The sequence below is a fragment of the Mycolicibacterium arseniciresistens genome, assembly GCF_030519285.1.
Taxonomy (GTDB): Bacteria; Actinomycetota; Actinomycetes; order Mycobacteriales; family Mycobacteriaceae; genus Mycobacterium; species Mycobacterium arseniciresistens.
The window spans coordinates 1-17,291 of the sequence record NZ_JAUMSQ010000186.1 but is presented as its reverse complement, the minus strand read 5'-3'; the positions used below and the strand labels follow the sequence as shown (position 1 = coordinate 17,291).

The 17,291-nt window shown below is 70.0% G+C and carries 19 protein-coding genes; 11 read left to right on the top strand and 8 right to left on the bottom strand.

Annotated elements, in window-relative coordinates:
- Both Q2100_RS20945 and Q2100_RS20940 read right to left on the bottom strand, forming a co-directional pair.
- Positions 1-558 (bottom strand): maleylpyruvate isomerase family mycothiol-dependent enzyme (locus tag Q2100_RS20945; protein ID WP_302915605.1); only part of this gene is annotated, 558 nt, incomplete at its 3' end.
- Positions 534-1,661: a citrate synthase 2 gene (locus Q2100_RS20940; protein WP_302915604.1), complete on the bottom strand. Its 1,128-nt coding sequence runs from the start codon at positions 1,659-1,661 to the stop codon at positions 534-536. The genes Q2100_RS20945 and Q2100_RS20940, both read right to left, overlap by 25 nt.
- A 92-nt stretch (positions 1,662-1,753) precedes the next feature.
- Here Q2100_RS20940 and pdxH point away from each other — a divergent pair, with 92 nt between their 5' ends.
- The 6 genes from pdxH to Q2100_RS20910 all read left to right on the top strand — a co-directional run bounded on the left by pdxH (position 1,754) and on the right by Q2100_RS20910 (position 7,811).
- Entirely contained in the window at positions 1,754-2,467 is a 714-nt protein-coding gene (gene pdxH, locus Q2100_RS20935) for a pyridoxamine 5'-phosphate oxidase (RefSeq protein ID WP_264015056.1), read from the top strand.
- A gap of 1 nt (position 2,468) precedes the next feature.
- Positions 2,469-3,755, top strand: a complete 1,287-nt coding sequence (locus Q2100_RS20930) for an MFS transporter (RefSeq protein WP_302915603.1) — start codon at positions 2,469-2,471, stop codon at positions 3,753-3,755.
- Positions 3,756-3,823: 68 nt separating this feature from the next.
- Positions 3,824-4,468 carry a TetR family transcriptional regulator gene (locus tag Q2100_RS20925; protein ID WP_302915602.1) on the top strand — a complete coding sequence of 215 codons (645 nt, stop codon included), beginning with the start codon at positions 3,824-3,826 and terminating at the stop codon, positions 4,466-4,468.
- 91 nt (positions 4,469-4,559) lie between these two features.
- Positions 4,560-5,867, top strand: coding sequence for a citrate synthase (locus tag Q2100_RS20920; RefSeq protein ID WP_264015059.1), 1,308 nt, complete (start codon positions 4,560-4,562; stop codon positions 5,865-5,867).
- A gap of 104 nt (positions 5,868-5,971) precedes the next feature.
- Positions 5,972-7,408: an MFS transporter gene (locus Q2100_RS20915; protein ID WP_302915607.1), complete on the top strand. Its 1,437-nt coding sequence runs from the start codon at positions 5,972-5,974 to the stop codon at positions 7,406-7,408.
- Positions 7,398-7,811, top strand: a complete 414-nt coding sequence (locus tag Q2100_RS20910; protein ID WP_302915601.1) for a MarR family transcriptional regulator — start codon at positions 7,398-7,400, stop codon at positions 7,809-7,811. The genes Q2100_RS20915 and Q2100_RS20910 overlap by 11 nt, the downstream gene beginning before the upstream one ends.
- 3 nt (positions 7,812-7,814) lie before the next feature.
- Here Q2100_RS20910 and Q2100_RS20905 read toward each other — a convergent pair whose 3' ends face one another.
- The 3 genes from Q2100_RS20905 to Q2100_RS20895 are packed head-to-tail and all read right to left on the bottom strand — an operon-like array spanning position 7,815 to position 10,039.
- A complete protein-coding gene (locus Q2100_RS20905) occupies positions 7,815-8,186 on the bottom strand; it encodes a hypothetical protein (RefSeq protein ID WP_302915600.1) in 372 nt (123 codons plus the stop codon).
- A 30-nt stretch (positions 8,187-8,216) separates the two neighbouring features.
- On the bottom strand, positions 8,217-9,752 hold the full coding sequence (locus Q2100_RS20900; RefSeq protein ID WP_302915599.1) for a phytoene desaturase family protein: 1,536 nt from the start codon (positions 9,750-9,752) through the stop codon (positions 8,217-8,219).
- A gap of 38 nt (positions 9,753-9,790) precedes the next feature.
- Positions 9,791-10,039 (bottom strand): DUF2630 family protein, encoded by a 249-nt coding sequence (locus Q2100_RS20895; protein WP_264015062.1) that lies wholly within the window; start codon positions 10,037-10,039, stop codon positions 9,791-9,793.
- Positions 10,040-10,070: 31 nt separating this feature from the next.
- Here Q2100_RS20895 and Q2100_RS20890 point away from each other — a divergent pair, with 31 nt between their 5' ends.
- Positions 10,071-10,445, top strand: coding sequence for an FKBP-type peptidyl-prolyl cis-trans isomerase (locus tag Q2100_RS20890; protein WP_407667669.1), 375 nt, complete (start codon positions 10,071-10,073; stop codon positions 10,443-10,445).
- Here Q2100_RS20890 and Q2100_RS20885 read toward each other — a convergent pair.
- From Q2100_RS20885 to Q2100_RS20875, 3 genes are read right to left on the bottom strand one after another with little or no spacing between them, the layout of a single operon-like run.
- The gene (locus Q2100_RS20885; protein ID WP_302915598.1) at positions 10,442-11,800 is read right to left on the bottom strand and encodes a sensor histidine kinase; all 1,359 of its coding nucleotides are present in this window, start codon (positions 11,798-11,800) and stop codon (positions 10,442-10,444) included. The genes Q2100_RS20890 and Q2100_RS20885 overlap by 4 nt on opposite strands.
- Positions 11,801-11,803: 3 nt before the next feature.
- Positions 11,804-12,508: a two-component system response regulator PrrA gene (prrA, locus tag Q2100_RS20880; protein WP_276009539.1), complete on the bottom strand. Its 705-nt coding sequence runs from the start codon at positions 12,506-12,508 to the stop codon at positions 11,804-11,806.
- Positions 12,509-12,534: 26 nt separating this feature from the next.
- Positions 12,535-13,308 carry a potassium channel family protein gene (locus tag Q2100_RS20875; protein ID WP_302915597.1) on the bottom strand — a complete coding sequence of 258 codons (774 nt, stop codon included), beginning with the start codon at positions 13,306-13,308 and terminating at the stop codon, positions 12,535-12,537.
- Between the two features lie 83 nt (positions 13,309-13,391).
- Here Q2100_RS20875 and Q2100_RS20870 point away from each other — a divergent pair, with 83 nt between their 5' ends.
- The 4 genes from Q2100_RS20870 to Q2100_RS20855 all read left to right on the top strand — a co-directional run.
- Positions 13,392-14,366 carry a phospholipase D-like domain-containing protein gene (locus tag Q2100_RS20870; protein WP_407667668.1) on the top strand — a complete coding sequence of 325 codons (975 nt, stop codon included), beginning with the start codon at positions 13,392-13,394 and terminating at the stop codon, positions 14,364-14,366.
- Positions 14,359-14,928 carry a chromate transporter gene (locus tag Q2100_RS20865; RefSeq protein ID WP_264015066.1) on the top strand — a complete coding sequence of 190 codons (570 nt, stop codon included), beginning with the start codon at positions 14,359-14,361 and terminating at the stop codon, positions 14,926-14,928. Before Q2100_RS20870 ends, Q2100_RS20865 begins: the two co-directional genes overlap by 8 nt.
- Positions 14,925-15,470 carry a chromate transporter gene (locus tag Q2100_RS20860; RefSeq protein WP_264015067.1) on the top strand — a complete coding sequence of 182 codons (546 nt, stop codon included), beginning with the start codon at positions 14,925-14,927 and terminating at the stop codon, positions 15,468-15,470. Before Q2100_RS20865 ends, Q2100_RS20860 begins: the two co-directional genes overlap by 4 nt.
- 108 nt (positions 15,471-15,578) lie before the next feature.
- Positions 15,579-17,291: ABC transporter ATP-binding protein (locus Q2100_RS20855; protein WP_302915596.1), on the top strand; the 1,713-nt coding region annotated here is incomplete at its 3' end.

Genomic DNA, 17,291 nt, shown 5'->3' with positions numbered 1-17,291 from the left:
CGTGACGGCGGTGTCCGCGGCCAGCCGGACCGCGGCGGCAAGGACGTCGCGGGGCAGCGCGTGGTCGAGCCCGACGGCGCGGGCGATGTCGAGGCCGTGCACGGCCAGTTCGAACGTGCGGGTCGGGAGGTAGTTGGACAGCCGGATGCCCTGTCCGCCGATCACCTCGATCAACCGGTCGTCGGCGCCGTCGAGATCGCGGCGGACCTGTGCGGCCAGCGCCTCCACCGCCGCGGCGGGGTCCGGCCCGAGATCTCGACCCGCCTGCCGGCCGCGTTCGAGCACCGCGGCGCCGCCGGCCTGCGTCGCGAACTGCCGTGCGAACACGTAGTACTCCTGCGGGTCGCGCAGGTCCTCACGCGGGGCGGTGGTCCTCAGATAGGCGCTCACCGTCGTCAGCGATCGCGACGTGTGGCCGACCAGTGCGCGCAGATCCCACTCGCCCAGGCCGGGGCCGTCCCACGCGCCGGCCTGGATCTTCGCCACCAGTTCGGCGAAACTCGCTGCGGCGCTGTAGAAGACCCGATCGGCGGTCACGAGCGGGCGATCTGATCCCATCCGCGCACGGTTTCCGGGCCGCGCGGTTCGGGACCGACGTAGACCGCAGCCGGCCGGACGAGCCTGCCGAGCCGCTTCTGTTCGAGGATGTGCGCGCACCAGCCCGCGGTGCGCCCGCAGGTGAACATCGCCGGCATCATCGAGGTCGTCACCTCGGCGAAGTCGAGGATCACCGCGGCCCAGAACTCGACGTTGGTCTCGATCGCGCGGTCGGGCCGACGCTCGCGCAGTTCGGTCAGCGCGGCCTGCTCGAGCGCCGCCGCCACCTCGTAGCGCGGCGCCGCCAACCGCTGCGCCGTGCCGCGCAGCACCCGGGCCCGCGGGTCCTCGGCCCGGTACACCCGGTGCCCGAAGCCCATCAGCTTCTCCTTGCGGTCCAGGATGCCCTTGACCACGGCGGCGGCGTCGCCGGTCTTCTCGACCTCCTCGATCATCGGGATCACCCGCGCCGGGGCGCCGCCGTGCAGCGGGCCGCTCATCGCGCCGACGGCACCCGACAGCGATGCGGCCACGTCGGCGCCGGTCGAGGCGATCACCCGCGCGGTGAAGGTGGAGGCGTTCATGCCGTGCTCGGCGGCGCTCACCCAGTACGCGTCGATGGCCTCGACGTGCCTGGGGTCCGGCTCGCCCTTCCAGCGGGTCATGAATCGTGCTGTCACCGTGTCGCACCCGTCGACGACGCGCTGCGGCACGGCGGGCTGGTAGATGCCGCGGGCGGACTGGGCGACGTAGGACAGTGCCATCACCGACGCCCTGGCGAGCTGGTCGCGGGCGGTGGCGTCGTCGATGTCGAGCAGCGGCTTGAAGCCCCAGATCGGGGCGAGCATGGCCAGGCCGGCCTGGACGTCGACGCGGACGTCACCGCTGTGGATCGGCAGCGGGAACGGTTCTGCGGGGCGTAGTCCGCGGCCGAACTCGCCGTCGACGAGCAGCGCCCACACGTCGCCGAAGGTGACCTTCTGTGTGACGAGGTCCTCGATGTCGACGCCGCGGTACCGCAGCGCGCCACCGTCCTTGTCGGGTTCGGCGATCTCGGTGGTGAACGCCACCACGCCCTCGAGTCCCTCGGCGAAGTCTTCCGGCAGCCCCGACGCGGCAGTCATGAGCAGATTCTCGCACCACCGCCGGGCGCCCTCGCTACCGGCCGGTAACCGCGGCCACTTCGGCTTGCCCGTCCAGGCGTAGCGTCGTGCGGGTGGCTGATGGGTCGGACGCCGTCGGATCGGACGGCGCCTCGAATGAACACTTGGCGAGGATGCGCGTGGAGTACGGATCGGTGGAGAAGGACGGCAGCGGAGACCTGGAGGCCGACTGGCTCGGCGCCGACCCCGCGACGGGTTGGGTTGACCTGCTGCGCAACTGGCTGACCGATGCCGAGCGGGCGGGTGCCGCCGAACCCAACGCGATGGTGGTGGGCACCGTCGACGCGGCGGGCCGTCCCGTCACCCGCACGGTGCTGTGCAAGAGCGTCGACGGCGAGGGCATCACGTTCTACACGAACTACGACTCCGACAAGGGTGAGCAGCTGGCGACGACGCCCTACGCGTCGGTGACCTTCCCCTGGTACGCGCTGGGCCGGCAGGTGCACGTGCGCGGGGCGGTCACCCGCGTCGCGCCGGACACCACCGAGCAGTACTGGTCGAAGCGGCCACGCGGCTCCCAGTTGGGGGCGTGGGCGTCGCACCAGTCGAAGCCGATCGCCTCGCGCAGCGCGCTGCTCGATCAGCTGACCGAGGTGACCGAACGCTTCGCCGCCGACGACGAGGTGCCGGTGCCGCCGAACTGGGGCGGATACCTGATCACACCCGAGACCGTCGAGTTCTGGCAGGGCCGGGAGAATCGGGTGCACAACCGGATCCGAGTGACGCTCGCGCCGGACGGAGTCCGCGTCGAGCGGCTCCAGCCCTAGCGTGCGGCGGCTCTTCGCCGACACCGCCCCGCTTCGTTCGCCGGACTTCCGCCGGCTGTGGCTGGCAGGCATCCCCACCGTCATCGGCGCCAACCTGACGATCTTCGCGGTGCCGGTGCAGCTCTACGCGCTCACCCAGAGTTCGGCGTACGTCGGACTGGCGGGCGTCTTCGCACTGGTGCCGCTGATCGTCTTCGGGCTGTGGGGCGGCGCCTGGGCGGACGCAATGGACCGCCGGGTGCTCCTGGTGATCACCTCGTGCGGGCTGGCCGCGGCGTCGGTGTTGTTGTGGCTGCAGGCCGCGCTGGGACTGAACAACGTCTGGGTGGTGCTGTGTCTGCTGGGGGTGCAGCAGGGCTTCTACGCGGTGAATTCGCCGACCCGCGCGGCCGCCATCCCGCGGATGGTGCCCGGCGACCAGTTGCCTGCCGCCAACTCGCTGAACATGACGGTGTTCCAGTTCGGCGCGATCGTCGGCCCGCTGCTGGCCGGCGTGCTGCTGCACTGGGTGGACCTGTCGACGCTGTACCTCATCGACGCGCTGACGTGCGTTCTGCCGATCTGGGCAACGTTCCGGCTCGCTGCGATGCCGCCGTCGGGCGACTCGAAGGGCGGGGCGCGCTGGGGTCTGCGAGCGGTGCTCGACGGCTTCCGCCACCTGGCAGGCAACCGGGTGGTGCTGATGTCGTTCGTCGTCGACCTGATCGCGATGATCTTCGGCATGCCGCGGGCACTGTTCCCGCAACTGGCCCACGAGAGCTTCGGCGGCCCCGTCGAGGGCGGCACCACGGTGGCGCTGCTGGCCGCAGCGATGTCGGTGGGCGCCGTCCTCGGCGGCGTGTTCTCGGGCTGGCTGCCGAGGATCGGCAGGCAGGGGCTCGCGGTGGTGGCCGCCATCGTGGTGTGGGGTCTGGCGATGGTCGGCTTCGGTGTGGCCTGCGGGCTGGCCGACGGCCGTGCCGGCGGAATGCTATGGGCCGCACTGGCGTTCCTCGCCCTCGGGGGCGCGGCGGACATGGTGTCGGCGGCGTTCCGGTCGAGCATCCTGCAGGAGGCGGCGTCCGACGACGTGCGAGGTCGCCTGCAGGGCGTCTTCGTCGTGGTGGTCGCCGGTGGGCCGCGGCTGGCCGACACCGTGCACGGCGCCGCGGCGGCCGCGGTGGGCACGACCATCGCCGCGGCCGGCGGAGGCGGGCTGGTGGTCGCCGGCGTACTGGTGGCCGCCCTGCTGTCACCGGCCTTCGTTCGCTACCGACCGGGGAAAACGCCCCGAGCAGACATACTGTGAGTACGGGCGATTTGCATAGGGTGCCAAATTTTCAGGATTTCATCAGCTCGGCGGGATAGCATCGCGACGTGGCTGAAGTCGACGGCAAACCGATCCTCGGCCTGCGTGAGCGCAAGAAGCAGCGCACGCGAGCAGAACTGATCGAGGCGGCCGTCGAGTTGTGCACCCGGCAGGGATACGAGGCCACCACGGTCGACCAGATCGCCGCCGTCGCCGACGTCTCGCCGCGCACGTTCAGCCGCTACTTCGCCACCAAGGACGCCGTCGTACTCGCCTCCATCGACGACATCGTCGAGCTGGTGGCGGTCCAGTTGACGCGCCAGCCCGACGACCTCACCCACCTGGATGCGCTGTGCAAGGCCCATATCGAGGCGTTCGTCTCGACGAAGACCGGTGCGGTCAACGGGTTGACCTCCGAGCGGTTGCTCGCCGCCGCCCGCATCATCAACTCCTCGCCCTCACTGCGTCACCTGTCCGGGGAGTTCCGCGAGGACGCGGTCAACGCCGCCCTCGCGCAGCGGATGGGGGTGGCGCGCGACGACAAGCGGCTCAAGCTGGTGGCGTGCGTGTGGTCGGCGATCGTGAGCACCGCGATGGCCGACGTCGGCAAATCGGACTGGGCCAGCCTCACCGTCGAGGCCATCGTGTCGCGCGTCGAGGAGACCTACTCGATGTTCCTGGCGGAGACGGCCGGCGCCCGGCAGCCGGCCTGAGCAACTGCCGCCCCCCGCGGGCACGACCGTCGGGATGGGACTACCTTTTGTAGGACAGGTCCGCATCTCAGGCGATGACGAAGGGGTACCCGTGGCCGATAACCCGTCCGGTGGAGAAGAGCACGCCACCCTGTCCTATCCCGGGGGCGAACTGGAGCTGGATGTAGTCCACGCCACGGAAGGATCCGACGGCATCGCGCTGGGGTCACTCCTGGCCAAGAGCGGCTACACCACCTACGACAGCGGTTTCGTCAACACCTCGTCGACCAAGAGTGCGATCACCTACATCGACGGCGACGCCGGGATCCTGCGCTACCGCGGCTACCCGATCGAGCAGCTGGCCGAGAAGTCGACCTTCATCGAGGTCAGCTACCTGTTGATCTACGGCGAGCTGCCGACCGCGGAGCAGCTGGAGAAGTTCACCACCCAGATCCAGCGGCACACGTTGCTGCACGAGGACCTGAAGCGGTTCTTCGACGGTTTCCCGCGCAACGCCCACCCGATGCCGGTGCTGTCGAGTGCCGTCAACGCGCTGAGCGCCTACTACCAGGACTCGCTCGACCCGTTCGACGACGAGCAGGTCGAGCTGTCGACGATCCGGTTGCTCGCCAAGCTGCCGACGATCGCGGCGTATGCCTTCAAGAAGTCGGTGGGCCAGCCGTTCCTCTACCCGGACAACTCGATGAGCCTGGTCGAGAACTTCCTGCGGATGACGTTCGGCCTGCCGGCCGAGCCCTACGAGGTGGACCCTGAGGTCGTCCGCGCCCTCGACATGCTGCTGATCCTGCACGCGGACCACGAGCAGAACTGCTCCACCTCGACGGTGCGATTGGTCGGCAGCTCGCAGGCGAATCTGTTCACGTCGATCTCCGGCGGCATCAACGCGCTGTGGGGGCCGCTGCACGGCGGCGCGAACCAGGCGGTGCTGGAGATGCTCGAGCGCATCCGCACCGAGGAGAGCGACGTCCAGACCTTCGTCAAGAAGGTGAAGAACCGCGAGGACAACGTGAAGCTGATGGGCTTCGGTCACCGCGTCTACAAGAACTACGACCCCCGCGCGCGGATCGTCAAGGAGCAGGCCGACAAGATCCTCGGCAAGCTCGGCGGCGACGACGAACTGCTCGACATCGCCAAGTCGCTGGAGGAGTTCGCCCTCACCGACGACTTCTTCGTCGAACGCAAGCTCTACCCGAACGTCGATTTCTACACCGGCGTGATCTACCGCGCGATGGGCTTCCCGACGCGGATGTTCACCGTGCTGTTCGCGCTCGGCCGGTTGCCGGGCTGGATCGCGCACTGGCGGGAGATGCACGACGAGGGTGGCGGCAAGATCGGCCGGCCGCGGCAGATCTACACCGGCTACACCGAACGCGACTACGTGGACTCCGAGAAGCGCTGACGCGGTTCCCGCGCACGGTCGCGGGGCGACGAATGTCACGATCAATCCGCTTGCGATCACGACAGTTGTAGTTTCACAATAGTTAGGTGATCGATACTGTCGGCATGACCTCGCGGCGCAAGGCCATCATCCTGATGTCCTGCTGCCTGAGCCTGCTGATCGTGTCGATGGACGCGACGATCGTCAACGTCGCCATCCCGGCCATCCGCTCGGACCTGCACGCGTCGCCGTCGCAGCTGCAGTGGGTGATCGACGTCTACACGCTTGTGCTGGCGTCGCTGCTGATGCTGGCCGGCGCCACCGGCGACCGGTTCGGCCGGCGGCGGGTGTTCCAGCTCGGGCTGGCGATCTTCGCGCTCGGCTCACTGCTGTGCAGCCTGGCGCCCAACATCGAGACGTTGATCGTCGCGCGGCTGCTGCAGGCCGTCGGGGGTTCGATGATGAATCCCGTTGCGCTGTCCATTATCTCGCAGGTGTTCACCGGCCGGGTCGAGCGCGCACGGGCGCTCGGGTTCTGGGGGGCCGTGGTCGGCATCTCGATGGCGCTCGGCCCCATCGTCGGCGGACTGCTGATCGAGTGGATCGGCTGGCGGGCGGTGTTCTGGATCAACCTGCCGATCTGCGCGGCGGCGATCATCCTGACCGCGGTGTTCGTGCCCGAGACCAAGTCGGCGACCATGCGCAACATCGACCCGGTGGGGCAGGCGCTCGGCGTGCTGTTCCTGTTCGGCGTCGTGTTCACCCTGATCGAGGGCCCGGGGCTGGGGTGGACGAATCCGCGGACCGTCGGCGCCGCGGTGGTCGCCGTCATCGCGTTCGCGGCGTTCCTGCGCTACGAGTCGCGCCGCCACGACCCGTTCGTCGACCTGCGCTTCTTCCGCAGCATCCCGTTCACCTCGGCGACGGTGACGGCGATCTCGGCCTTCGCGGCGTGGGGCGCGTTCCTGTTCATGATGTCGCTGTACCTGCAGGGGGAGCGCGGCTATTCGCCGATGCACACCGGCCTCATCTACCTGCCGATCGCGATCGGCGCGCTGCTGTTCTCGCCGTTGTCGGGACGCCTCGTCGGGCGGTTCGGCGCCCGGCCGTCGCTGCTCGTCGCCGGTGTCCTGATCACGTCGGCCTCGGTGTTGTTGACGTTCCTCACCGCGACGACGCCGGTGTGGGAGCTGCTGGTGGTGTTCGCGGTGTACGGCATCGGCTTCTCGATGGTCAACGCGCCGATCACCAACGCCGCGGTCAGCGGGATGCCGCTGGACCGGGCCGGCGCGGCGTCGGCGGTGACCTCGACCAGCAGGCAGATCGGCGTGAGCATCGGTGTGGCGCTGTGTGGTTCGGTGGCGGGAGCGGCGCTGGCCGGCACGGCTGCCGACTTCGCGACCGCGGCACGCCCGCTGTGGTTCGTGTGCACCGCATTCGGGGTGGTCATCACCGTGCTCGGCGTCTATTCGACATCGGGACGGGCGCTGCGGTCCGCCGAGCGGCTGGCGCCGCTGATCGCCGGCGATCCCGTCCGCACGGAGCCGACGCATGTCACATGACGGTCTGGCCGACGACGTCTGGCGGGCGATGGCCGCGCTGGTGTACGACAACCGGGAGCGCTGGAAGCGCGCGGTGGTCGAGCAGACGGGGCTGCCGTTCAGCCGGGTCCGCGTCCTGCGCCGGCTGGCCCGTCAGCCGATGAGCGTCAAGGAGATCGCGCACGCCGCCACCATCGATGCGCCCGCGGCCACCGTCGCCGTCAACGACCTCGAAGACCGTGGACTGGTGATGCGCGAGGTCGATCCGGGCAACCGCCGCAGCAAGCGGGTGTCGCTGACGGCGGCCGGTCGCGCCGTGGTCGAGCGGATCGACGCCATCGACGACCCGGCGCCCCCTGCTCTGAGCGCGCTCGCCGCCGACGACCTGGTGACGCTGCATGCCATCATCGGCCGGCTGAGGTGACGCTCAGACGCGGGTGAGTGTCGTGTTGTACAGCGCCACCGCCGTGTCGGTCGGCAGGATGTCGACGAACGTCGCGACGCCCCGCACCGCATCGCCGCGCGCGATGATGTGGCCACCGGCATTGTGGGAACACGGGAAAGCGTTGCAGCGCAACCAGAAACCGGGAGCGCTCTGATAGGGCGCCATGCTCGGCGCCTGGTCGACGCGGTAGCGGCCCGGCGCGATGAACGCGGTCACCCAGCCCTTGCCTGCCTCCGTGTCGACGCCGAACACCCCGTTGCTGCCGTAGGTCGGCACCGCCTGCGCAGGCGCGGCGAGCACCATCGCCGCCGCGGACATCGCCGCAGCGGCGAGTGCCGCGATCGTGGCCTTCATCTTCGCCAGGCTAGCAAGCCGGCCGCCGCTTCACCGGCTTTCGAGCACAGCCATCGCCGCGTTGTGCCCACCGATGCCCGACACCCCGCCGCCGCGCCGAGCGCCGGAGCCGCACAACAGGATTCGCTCGTGGGCGGTGTCCACACCCCAGCGCCGGGCCGGGGTGTCGAGCGCCTCGTCGTCCTCGGCGAACGGCCAGTGCAGCCCGCCGTGGAAGATGTTGCCCGCGGTCATGCCGAGTGTGTGCTCCAGGTCGGCCGTGGTCTTGGTCTCGATGCACAGCCGGCCCGCGCCGTCCTCGAGGATCACGTCCTGCACGGGTTCGTCCAGCACCGAGTTCAGTGAACCGAGCGCCGCCGACGTCAGCGCATTGCGCAGCCGCTCCGGATCCTGGCCGTGGGCCAGCGAGTGCGGCGTGTGCAATCCGAATAGCGTCATCGTCTGCGCGCCGGTCTCGCGAAGGCGGTCGGACAGGATGGTCGGATCGGCCAGCGAGTGGCAGTAGATCTCGCACGGCAGCGGCTGGGGGACATCGCCGCCTGCGGCACGGTCGTGGGCGGCGTCGAGCTGCGTCAGGTTCTCGTTGACGTGGAACGTCCCGCCGAATGCCTGCTCGGGCGTCACCGACGCGTCGCGCAACCGCGGCAACCGGCGCAGCATGAGGTTCACCTTGACCTGGGACCCGCCGGCGAGCTGTGGCGCGGGGTCGCCGACGAGGCCGGCGAGCACCGCCGGGGTGACGTTGGCCAGCACGAACCGCGCGCCGACGCGGTGCTCCCGCCCGCCGGACCGGTAGCGCACCTCGCCGTCCGGGTCGATACCGAACACATCTGCGCCGGTGACGATCTCGGCGCCGAAGCCGGCGGCCGCGGCGGCCAGCGCGCCGCTGACCGCGCCCATGCCGCCGATCGGGACGTCCCAGTCGCCGGTGCCGCCGCCGAGCAGGTGGTACAGGAAACACACGTTCTGCGCCAGGGACGGGTCGTCGGTCCTGGCGAACGTGCCGATCAGGGCGTCGGTGGCCATCACCCCGCGCACCAGGTCACTGGACACCGCGCCTTCGATCGCCGCACCGATCGGCGCGCCCGTCATGGCGTGCCACACCGCGCCGGCATCCGGGTCGCCGGCCAGCACGTGCGCATTCGCCTGGTTGCGCGTCATCAGCGGCGCCGTCATGGTCGGCCACAACCGCTCGGTGACCGTGCGGCAGCGACGGTAGAACTCCGCGAAGCCGGCCTCGTCGTCGGCGGCGCCGACGGCCGCGAACGTGTTCGTCCGACCCACCAGCAACCCGCTCCGCCCGCCGGTCGCCGGGTCCGGCGTGTACGACGACTGCCGCCGCTTGACCAGCCGGACGCGTGCGCCCAGATCGTCGACGATCCGCCGCGGCAGCAGGCTGACCAGATACGAGTACCGCGACAGCCGCGCGTCGACGCCCTCGAACGCGTGCGCCGAGACGGCCGCCCCGCCGACGTGGTCGAGGCGTTCCAGCACCAGCACCCGCCTGCCGGCGCGCGCCAGATACCCCGCGGCGACCAGCCCGTTGTGGCCGCCACCGACGATCACCGCATCGAAGGTCCCCGCCGGAGCGGCGTGGTCGGCGCTCAGTTCAGGTAACCCTCGACCTCACCGGCCGGTCGCACCTCGGCCTCACGGGGATCCTTGCCCGACTCACGCAGGGCGCGTCGTTGTCGCAGCAGGTCCCAGCACTGGTCGAGTGCCACCTCGACGGCACGCAGCCGCTGGTGTTCTTCGGATTCGTCGATCTCGTGGTGCTGGAGCTGGGAGCGCAGGTCCTTCTCCTCGGCAACGAGTCGGTTCACCTGATCGAGGATGTCTTCGTCTTTGGCCACGGCACCAGTCTGCCCGACTACGGTGGGTGCGGTGACTGCCAATAGTGGGGGAAAGCCCGAGATCGAGTTTCCCGATGGACCGCCTCCGACCGATCTGGTCATCGAGGACCTGGTCGTCGGCGAGGGCGCGGAGGCCGTGCCGGGCGCCAACGTCGAGGTGCATTACGTCGGTGTCGAGTACGACACCGGCGAGGAGTTCGACAGCTCGTGGAACCGCGGCGAGTCGATCGAGTTCCCGCTGCAGGGCCTGATCCAGGGCTGGCAGGACGGCATACCCGGGATGAAGGTCGGCGGCCGACGCAAGCTGACCATCCCGCCGGCCCAGGCCTACGGCGACGCGGGCGGCGGGCACCGGCTCTCGGGCAAGACTTTGATCTTTGTCATCGACCTGCTGGCCACCCGCTAGAGCTGCAATCCCTCGCCGGGTCGCGGGCCCGGCAGCCGTAGCAGCAGCCGGGCGCCACCCAGGGGGCTGGCCTCCAGCGTCGCCGTGCCGCCGTGCAGTTCGGCCTGCTGCGCGACGAGCGCCAACCCCAGCCCGGAACCCAGCCGCGACGCCGTCGACCCGCGGGAGAACCGCTCGAACACCAGCGCGCGTTCCTCCTCGGGCACGCCGCAGCCGTCGTCGTCGATCGCGATCTCGACGCCCTCGCGTGAGCTGACCGCCGAGAGCTGCACCCGGCCCGCCCCGCCGTGTTTGACGGCGTTGGCGATGGCGTTGTCCACCGCGAGCCGCAGCCCGGCGGGCAGCCCGACGATGATCACCGTCGGCGCAGGCGCCAGCGAGACCTCCAGATCGGGGTAGATCCGCATCGCGTCGTGCGCGGCCCGGTCGAGCAGATCGGTGATGTCGACCGGGACATGGTCGTCGGCGGTGGACAGTTCCCCCTGCGCCAGCCGCTCGAGCGCCCACAGCGTCGCCTCGATCCGCGACTGCGTGCGGATGACGTCGCCGACCACCTCCTGGCGCTGCTCGCCGTCCAGGTCCAGGGTGGCGAGCACCTCCAGGTTGGTCCGCATCGCCGTCAGCGGGGTGCGCAACTCGTGCGCCGAGGCCGCCGAGAAGTCGCGCGCCGAGGTCAGCGCCGCCTTGGTCCGGTCCTGCTCCTTGGCGATGCGCTGCAGCATGCCCTTCACCGCGTCGGCGATCTCGACGGCCTCCGTCGCGCCGCGCACCTCGATGACCGGCGTCTCGTCGGCGGTGTCGATCTGGCTGGTCTGCCGCGCAAGGCGCTTGAACGGCCTCACCGCGAACGTCGCCAGCAACCAGCCCACCACCGCGGCGGCGCCGATCGCCAGCGAGCAGATGATCACCACCCGCCGGTGCAGGTTGTTGGTGTCGGCGATGGTGGCGTTGTAGGTGTCGCCGACGGCCACCAGCATCGGCTCGGGTGTCGGGATCTCGACCGTGCGCACCCGGTACCGCACGCCGTCGACGTAGGTGTCCTCGTAGCCCGCGGGCAACTCGGGCAGCACCACCTCGGAGTTCGAACTGATCTGCCCGGCCCTGCGCACCGTGATGACGGCGTCCTTGTCGTTGGGCGACTTCGGGATCTCGTCGAGCCCGCGCGGCAGGAACGGGATCGCGAAGCCGGCCGCCTCGTCCAGCCTGCGGTCGAGGCGCTCCTTGCGGTCCCCGGTGATGCCCACCCAGACCACGGTGCCGACGATCAGCACCGGGATCGCCGCGCCGATCGCTGTCGCGACCACCACCCTGGCCCGCAGTGAAGGCGTGCGGCGGATGCGCGACAGCAGGTTCATCGACTACTGGGTCCGCAGCACGAAACCCACACCACGCACGGTGTGCAGCAGCCGCGGCGCGCCGTTGGCCTCGAGCTTGCGGCGCAGGTAGCCGATGAACACGTCCACCACGTTGGTGTCGGCGGCGAAGTCATAACCCCACACCAGCTCGAGCAGCTGCGCGCGCGAGAGCACCGCGGTCTTGTGTTCGGCGAGCACCGCCAGCAGGTCGAACTCACGCTTCGTCAGGTCGACGTCGGCGCCGTTGACGCGCGCCCGCCGGCCCGGGATGTCGACCTCCAGCGGGCCCACCTGGATGGTCTCCGACGAGATGGTGGCCGACGATCCGCGGCGGCGCAGCAGCGCCTTCACCCGCGCCACCAGCTCCTGCAGCACGAACGGCTTGACCAGGTAGTCGTCGGCGCCGGCCTCGAGCCCCGCCACCCGGTCGTCGACGCTGCTGCGCGCCGACAGCACGCAGACCGGCACGTCGTTGTCCATCGCGCGCAGCGCGGTCACCACGCTGACGCCGTCGAGCACCGGCATGTTGATGTCGAGCACGATCGCGTCGGGCCGGGTCTCGGTGGCGCTGCGCAGCGCCTCGGCGCCGTCCACGGCGGTGGAGACGTCGAACCCGGACAGCCGCAACCCGCGCTCGAGCGACGCCAGCACGTCGGGGTCGTCGTCCACCACGAGCACCCGGGGCGAGGCCACACCACCACTGTCCATGTCCGCAATCTTGCCTGATGGCCGGGTCACGCTGGGGGAGGCTGACCGCCGAGACCTCGTCCCTCGTCGCGCAGCAGGGCGATCTCGGCTCGCAACGCCTTGATCTCGGCGAGCACCTGCTCGACGTGCGCGGTGGTCACCGCCTCCTCGGCCGACTGTTCGTCGGCCACGCGCTGGACGATCCACGACGCCAACGTGGCGGTGATCGAACCGACGAGGCTGATGCCGCCGATCATCAGCAGCACCGCGATCACCCGGCCGGTGCCGGTGAGCGGGGTCAGGTCGCCGTAGCCGACGGTGGTGATCGTGGTGATCGACCACCACAGCGCCTCGCCGAAATTCGTGATGTGCGGGTCGACGGCGTCGCGTTCGCTCTCGAGCACCGCCAGCGACGCCACGAACACCAGCAGGACGGCCGCCGAGATCGTGTAGATGACGACCCGGCCGCGGATCGCATTGCCGACGGCCCGCTGCAGCACCGAGATGAGGATGACCAGCCGCACCAGGCGCAGCGGCCGCAGCAGCGGCAGCAGCACGATCGCGAGGTCGAACAGGTGGCGGAAGAACCACCGCCAGCGGTTGGAGGCCAGGCTCAGCCGGATGACGTAGTCGACGGCGAAGATGGCGTAGGAACCCCAGGCGACCACCTCGATGGCCACGTCGGCCGCGCCCTGCGGCTGGGCGAGCACGTCGATCGCGTAGGCGATGAGGAACACGATGGCGACCGCTGCCAGCGGCCACTCGGTGCGTCGTTCCCAGACGTCCAGCTTCGGGCGTGACGCCGAGGAGTCGTTGATCACGGCCCACAAGTTACGCCCATCACCGTTTGCTGGCTTCGCGGCGGTGCTAGCATCCGGGACTTGTGCCGTCGTCGAATCTGATCGTGGAACCCGACGACGGGCTGGCCCCGGTTCGGGAGTTCATCACCTCCGCCCGCGAGCGCCTCCTGGTCAAGCAGTTCACGTTCACCGACGAGAGCCTCATCGACGCGGTGATCGACCGGAGGGCCGCGGGCGTCGACGTGCGGGTCATGTTGAACGCCAAGCGGTCCGGTGGCGACCGCGCGAACGACGACACCTACGAACGACTCCGCGCCGCGGGCGTCGAGGTGCAGTGGTGCAACCCGAAGTTCTACGTGACCCACGAGAAGTCGATCGTCGTCGACGGCGACGCCGCCCTGATCGCCACGTTCAACCTGTGCACCAAGTACTTCACCCGCACCCGCGACTACGGGATCATCACCACCGACCGCGATCACGTCGCCCAGATCACCGAGGCGTTCCACGCGGACTGGAACCACGAGGACTGGTCGCCCGCGCAGAACGACGGCCTGCTGTGGAGCAACGCGAACTCGCGCTACCGGATGGCGCAGTTCATCGACGCCGCCACCCACCGCCTCGACATCCAGCACCCGAAGTACGTCGACGCCGTGATCCTCGACCACATCGCCGCCGCCGCGGACCGGGGCGTGAAGGTACACGTGCTGTGCGGCGGCAGGCACGGCATCAGCGAGTGGGACGTCTTGGACACCTTCGCCTCGCTGCGCACCCTGCGCCGGTTCGGGGTCAAGGTGCGCAAGCAGAAGCAGCTGCGGGTGCACGCGAAGCTGCTGATCATCGACGACAGTCAGGCGCTGCTCGGTTCGATGAACATCGACCGGAGCGCATTCGACCTGCGCCGCGAACTGGGCGTGATCACCAGCGACCCCGAAGCCGTGGCCCGGTTGAAGCAGGTCTTCGACGGCGACTGGGAGACGTCGCACCACTACGAGCCACCCGACCCCCTCGAGCCGGCGCACCACCACGAGGACGAGACCCACCTCGACTTCCCCGCCGACGCGCACGTCGACCATGAGTGAGACCGACAAGCCGGTCTCACTGTTCGACATCGCCTGGACGTTCAACCACATCGCGCTGGCGTCGTTCGGCGGCGGACTGTCGGCGTGGTCGCGGGAGATCCTCGTCGTCGAGAAGCGGTGGCTCGGCGAGGCGGAGTTCCTCTCGGCCATGACGATGTGCCGGATCCTGCCGGGCGCCAATCAGGTCAACATGGCGGTGTTCGCGGGCAGCAAGATGCGCTCGGTCGCGGGGGCGGTCGCCGCGGTGGCGGGGCTGTGTTTCATGCCGCTGGTGATCATCCTGGTGATGGCCTTCCTGTACTTCCGCTTCAAGGAGGTGCCCGCCGTCGCCGGTGTGCTGCACGGCGCGTCGGCGGCCGCTGTCGCGCTGACCGTGGCGATGGTGATCCAGACCGGCCGCCAGTGCCTCACCGGTCTGGTGCCCGTCGCGCTGTTCGCAGCGGCGTTCGTCCTCAACGGCGTGCTGCGCTGGCCGCTGCTCGGTGTGCTGGCGATCCTCGCGCCGCTCAGCGTGCTCTGGGCGTGGCCGCGCCGGGCGCGGGAGGCGGCCACCGAGACGTGAGCACCTACCTGCAACTCATCGCGCTGTTCGGGTCGTTGTCGCTGATGTCGATCGGCGGGGGCAACGCGGTGCTGCCCGAGATGCATGCCAGGGCGGTGCACGAACGGCACTGGCTGACCGACGGGCAGTTCGCCGATCTGTTCTCGATCTCCCAGTCGGCGCCGGGTCCGAGCATCCTGATCGTCGGGATGGTGGGCTACGCCGCAGGCCTCGAGGTGGGCGGGGTGCCGGGCGCGATCCTCGGCGGCGTGGTCGCCACGGTCGCGATGGTGCTGCCTGCGGCCACGCTGGTCCTGGTGATCACCCAGTTCTGGCAGAAGGCGCAGAAGTCGCGGCTGCGGATCGCCGTCGAGAAGGGCTTCGCCCCGCTGACCGTCGGGCTGATCCTGGCCACTTCGCTGGTGATGAGCCGCTCGGCCGACCACGACTGGCGGGCCTATCTGCTGACGGCCGTCTGCACCGCGGTATTCGTCTTCACCAAGCTCAATCCGCTGCTGGTGGTCGCTGTCGCCGGCGTGATCGGGTACTTCGGCATCGTCTGAGCTGGGGTTGGCGCGGCGCTCTTCGGGGAACGCTGCAGGCCAGGACGGCGAATTCGCCGGGCCGGAAGGCTTTGACCTAATCCATTGTTGAGGTTCTACGGTGAAAACATGAGCTTGGAGACGGTTGCCCGGCAATCGCTGTACCGGCAGACGCACGCCCGCGGCGGTGATCTGCGGTCGTTGGCCGACCGCACGCTGCTGAAGCGGATCTGGCGGTTCTCGGCGCGTCACCACCGCAGGCTCGGCGTGTTCGTCGGCGTCAGCGTGGTGACCGCACTGCTGACGGTCGCCACGCCGCTGCTGGCCGGGCGGGTGGTCGACGTCATCACTGCCGGCGGTCCGGCGAGCGCGGTGGTGGTGCTGGCCCTCGTCATCGCCGGCGTCGCGGTCGCCGAGGCGGCGGTGTCGCTGCTGACGCGGTGGCTGTCGTCGACCATCGGTGAGGGCCTGATCCTCGACCTGCGCACCGCGGTGTTCGACCACGTGCAGCGCATGCCGGTCGCGTTCTTCACCCGAACCCGGACCGGCGCGCTGGTCAGCCGGCTGGGCAACGACGTCATCGGCGCACAGCGGGCGTTCTCCGACACGCTGTCCGGCGTCGTCTCCAACGTCGTCACGCTGACCCTGACGCTGGCCGTGATGATCGGCATCTCGTGGCAGATCACCCTGCTGTCGCTGGTGCTGATGCCGCTGTTCGTGGTGCCCGCCCGCCGCATCGGCGCCCGGATGGCACACCTGAGCCGCGAGGCCGCGATCTACAACGCGACGATGAACACCCAGATGACGGAGCGGTTCTCCGCGCCCGGTGCGACGCTGGTCAAGCTGTTCGGCCGGCCGGCGCAGGAGTCGGGCGAGTTCGCGGCGCGTGCCGGGCGGGTCCGCGACATCGGCGTGCGGTCCTCGATGCTGCAGGCGACGTTCATGAACTCGCTGACGCTGATGTCGGCGCTCGCGCTGGCGCTGGTGTACGGCCTCGGCGGCGTGCTGGCCATCGGCGGGCACCTGCAGACCGGCGCGGTGGTGTCGCTGGCGCTGCTGCTCACCCGGCTCTACGCCCCGCTGACCGCACTGGCCAACGCCCGCGTCGAGATCGCCAGCGCGCTGGTGTCCTTCGAGCGGGTCTTCGAGGTGCTCGACCTGGTGCCGCTGATCCGGGAGAAGCCCGACGCCGCGGCGCTGCCCGACGGCCCAGTCGCCGTGGAGTTCGATCGGGTGCGGTTCGGTTACCCGGCGGCCGACAAGGTGTCGCTGGCCTCGCTGGAGGAGGTCGCGACGCTCGACGACCGCGGCGGCGAGGAGGTGCTGCACGGCATCTCGTTCACCGCCGAGCCGGGGCAGATGGTCGCGCTGGTCGGATCGTCGGGGGCGGGGAAGTCGACGATCGCGGCGCTGCTGGCGCGGCTGTACGACGTCGACGACGGCGCTGTCCGGCTCGGCGGCGCCGACGTGCGCGAGGTGACGTTCGAGTCGCTGCGCGACACCGTCGGCATGGTCACCCAGGACGGCCACCTGTTCCACGAGTCGATCCGGTCCAACCTGCTGCTCGCGGCTCCGGAGGCCACCGAGGCCGACCTGTGGGCGGCGCTGCGGCGCGCCCGGCTGGCCGATCTGATCGCCGAGATGCCTGACGGGCTGGACACCGTTGTCGGAGAGCGCGGTTACCGTCTGTCCGGCGGGCAACGGCAACGGCTGACCATCGCCCGCCTGCTGTTGGGGAGGTCGCGGGTGGTGGTGCTCGACGAGGCGACGGCTTCGCTGGACTCCGAGTCGGAGGCCGCGGTGCAGCAGGCCCTGGGCGAGGCGCTGGCGGGGCGCACGTCG

Coding starts and splice junctions, on each gene's coding strand:
- Q2100_RS20915 (WP_302915607.1), top strand. CDS start 5,972: ATGACCTCGCGGCGCAAGGCCATCATCCTGATGTCCTGCTGCCTGAGC.
- Q2100_RS20905 (WP_302915600.1), bottom strand. CDS start 8,186: ATGAAGGCCACGATCGCGGCACTCGCCGCTGCGGCGATGTCCGCGGCG.
- Q2100_RS20885 (WP_302915598.1), bottom strand. CDS start 11,800: ATGAACCTGCTGTCGCGCATCCGCCGCACGCCTTCACTGCGGGCCAGG.
- prrA (WP_276009539.1), bottom strand. CDS start 12,508: ATGGACAGTGGTGGTGTGGCCTCGCCCCGGGTGCTCGTGGTGGACGAC.
- Q2100_RS20865 (WP_264015066.1), top strand. CDS start 14,359: ATGAGTGAGACCGACAAGCCGGTCTCACTGTTCGACATCGCCTGGACG.
- Q2100_RS20910 (WP_302915601.1), top strand. CDS start 7,398: ATGTCACATGACGGTCTGGCCGACGACGTCTGGCGGGCGATGGCCGCG.
- Q2100_RS20940 (WP_302915604.1), bottom strand. CDS start 1,661: ATGACTGCCGCGTCGGGGCTGCCGGAAGACTTCGCCGAGGGACTCGAG.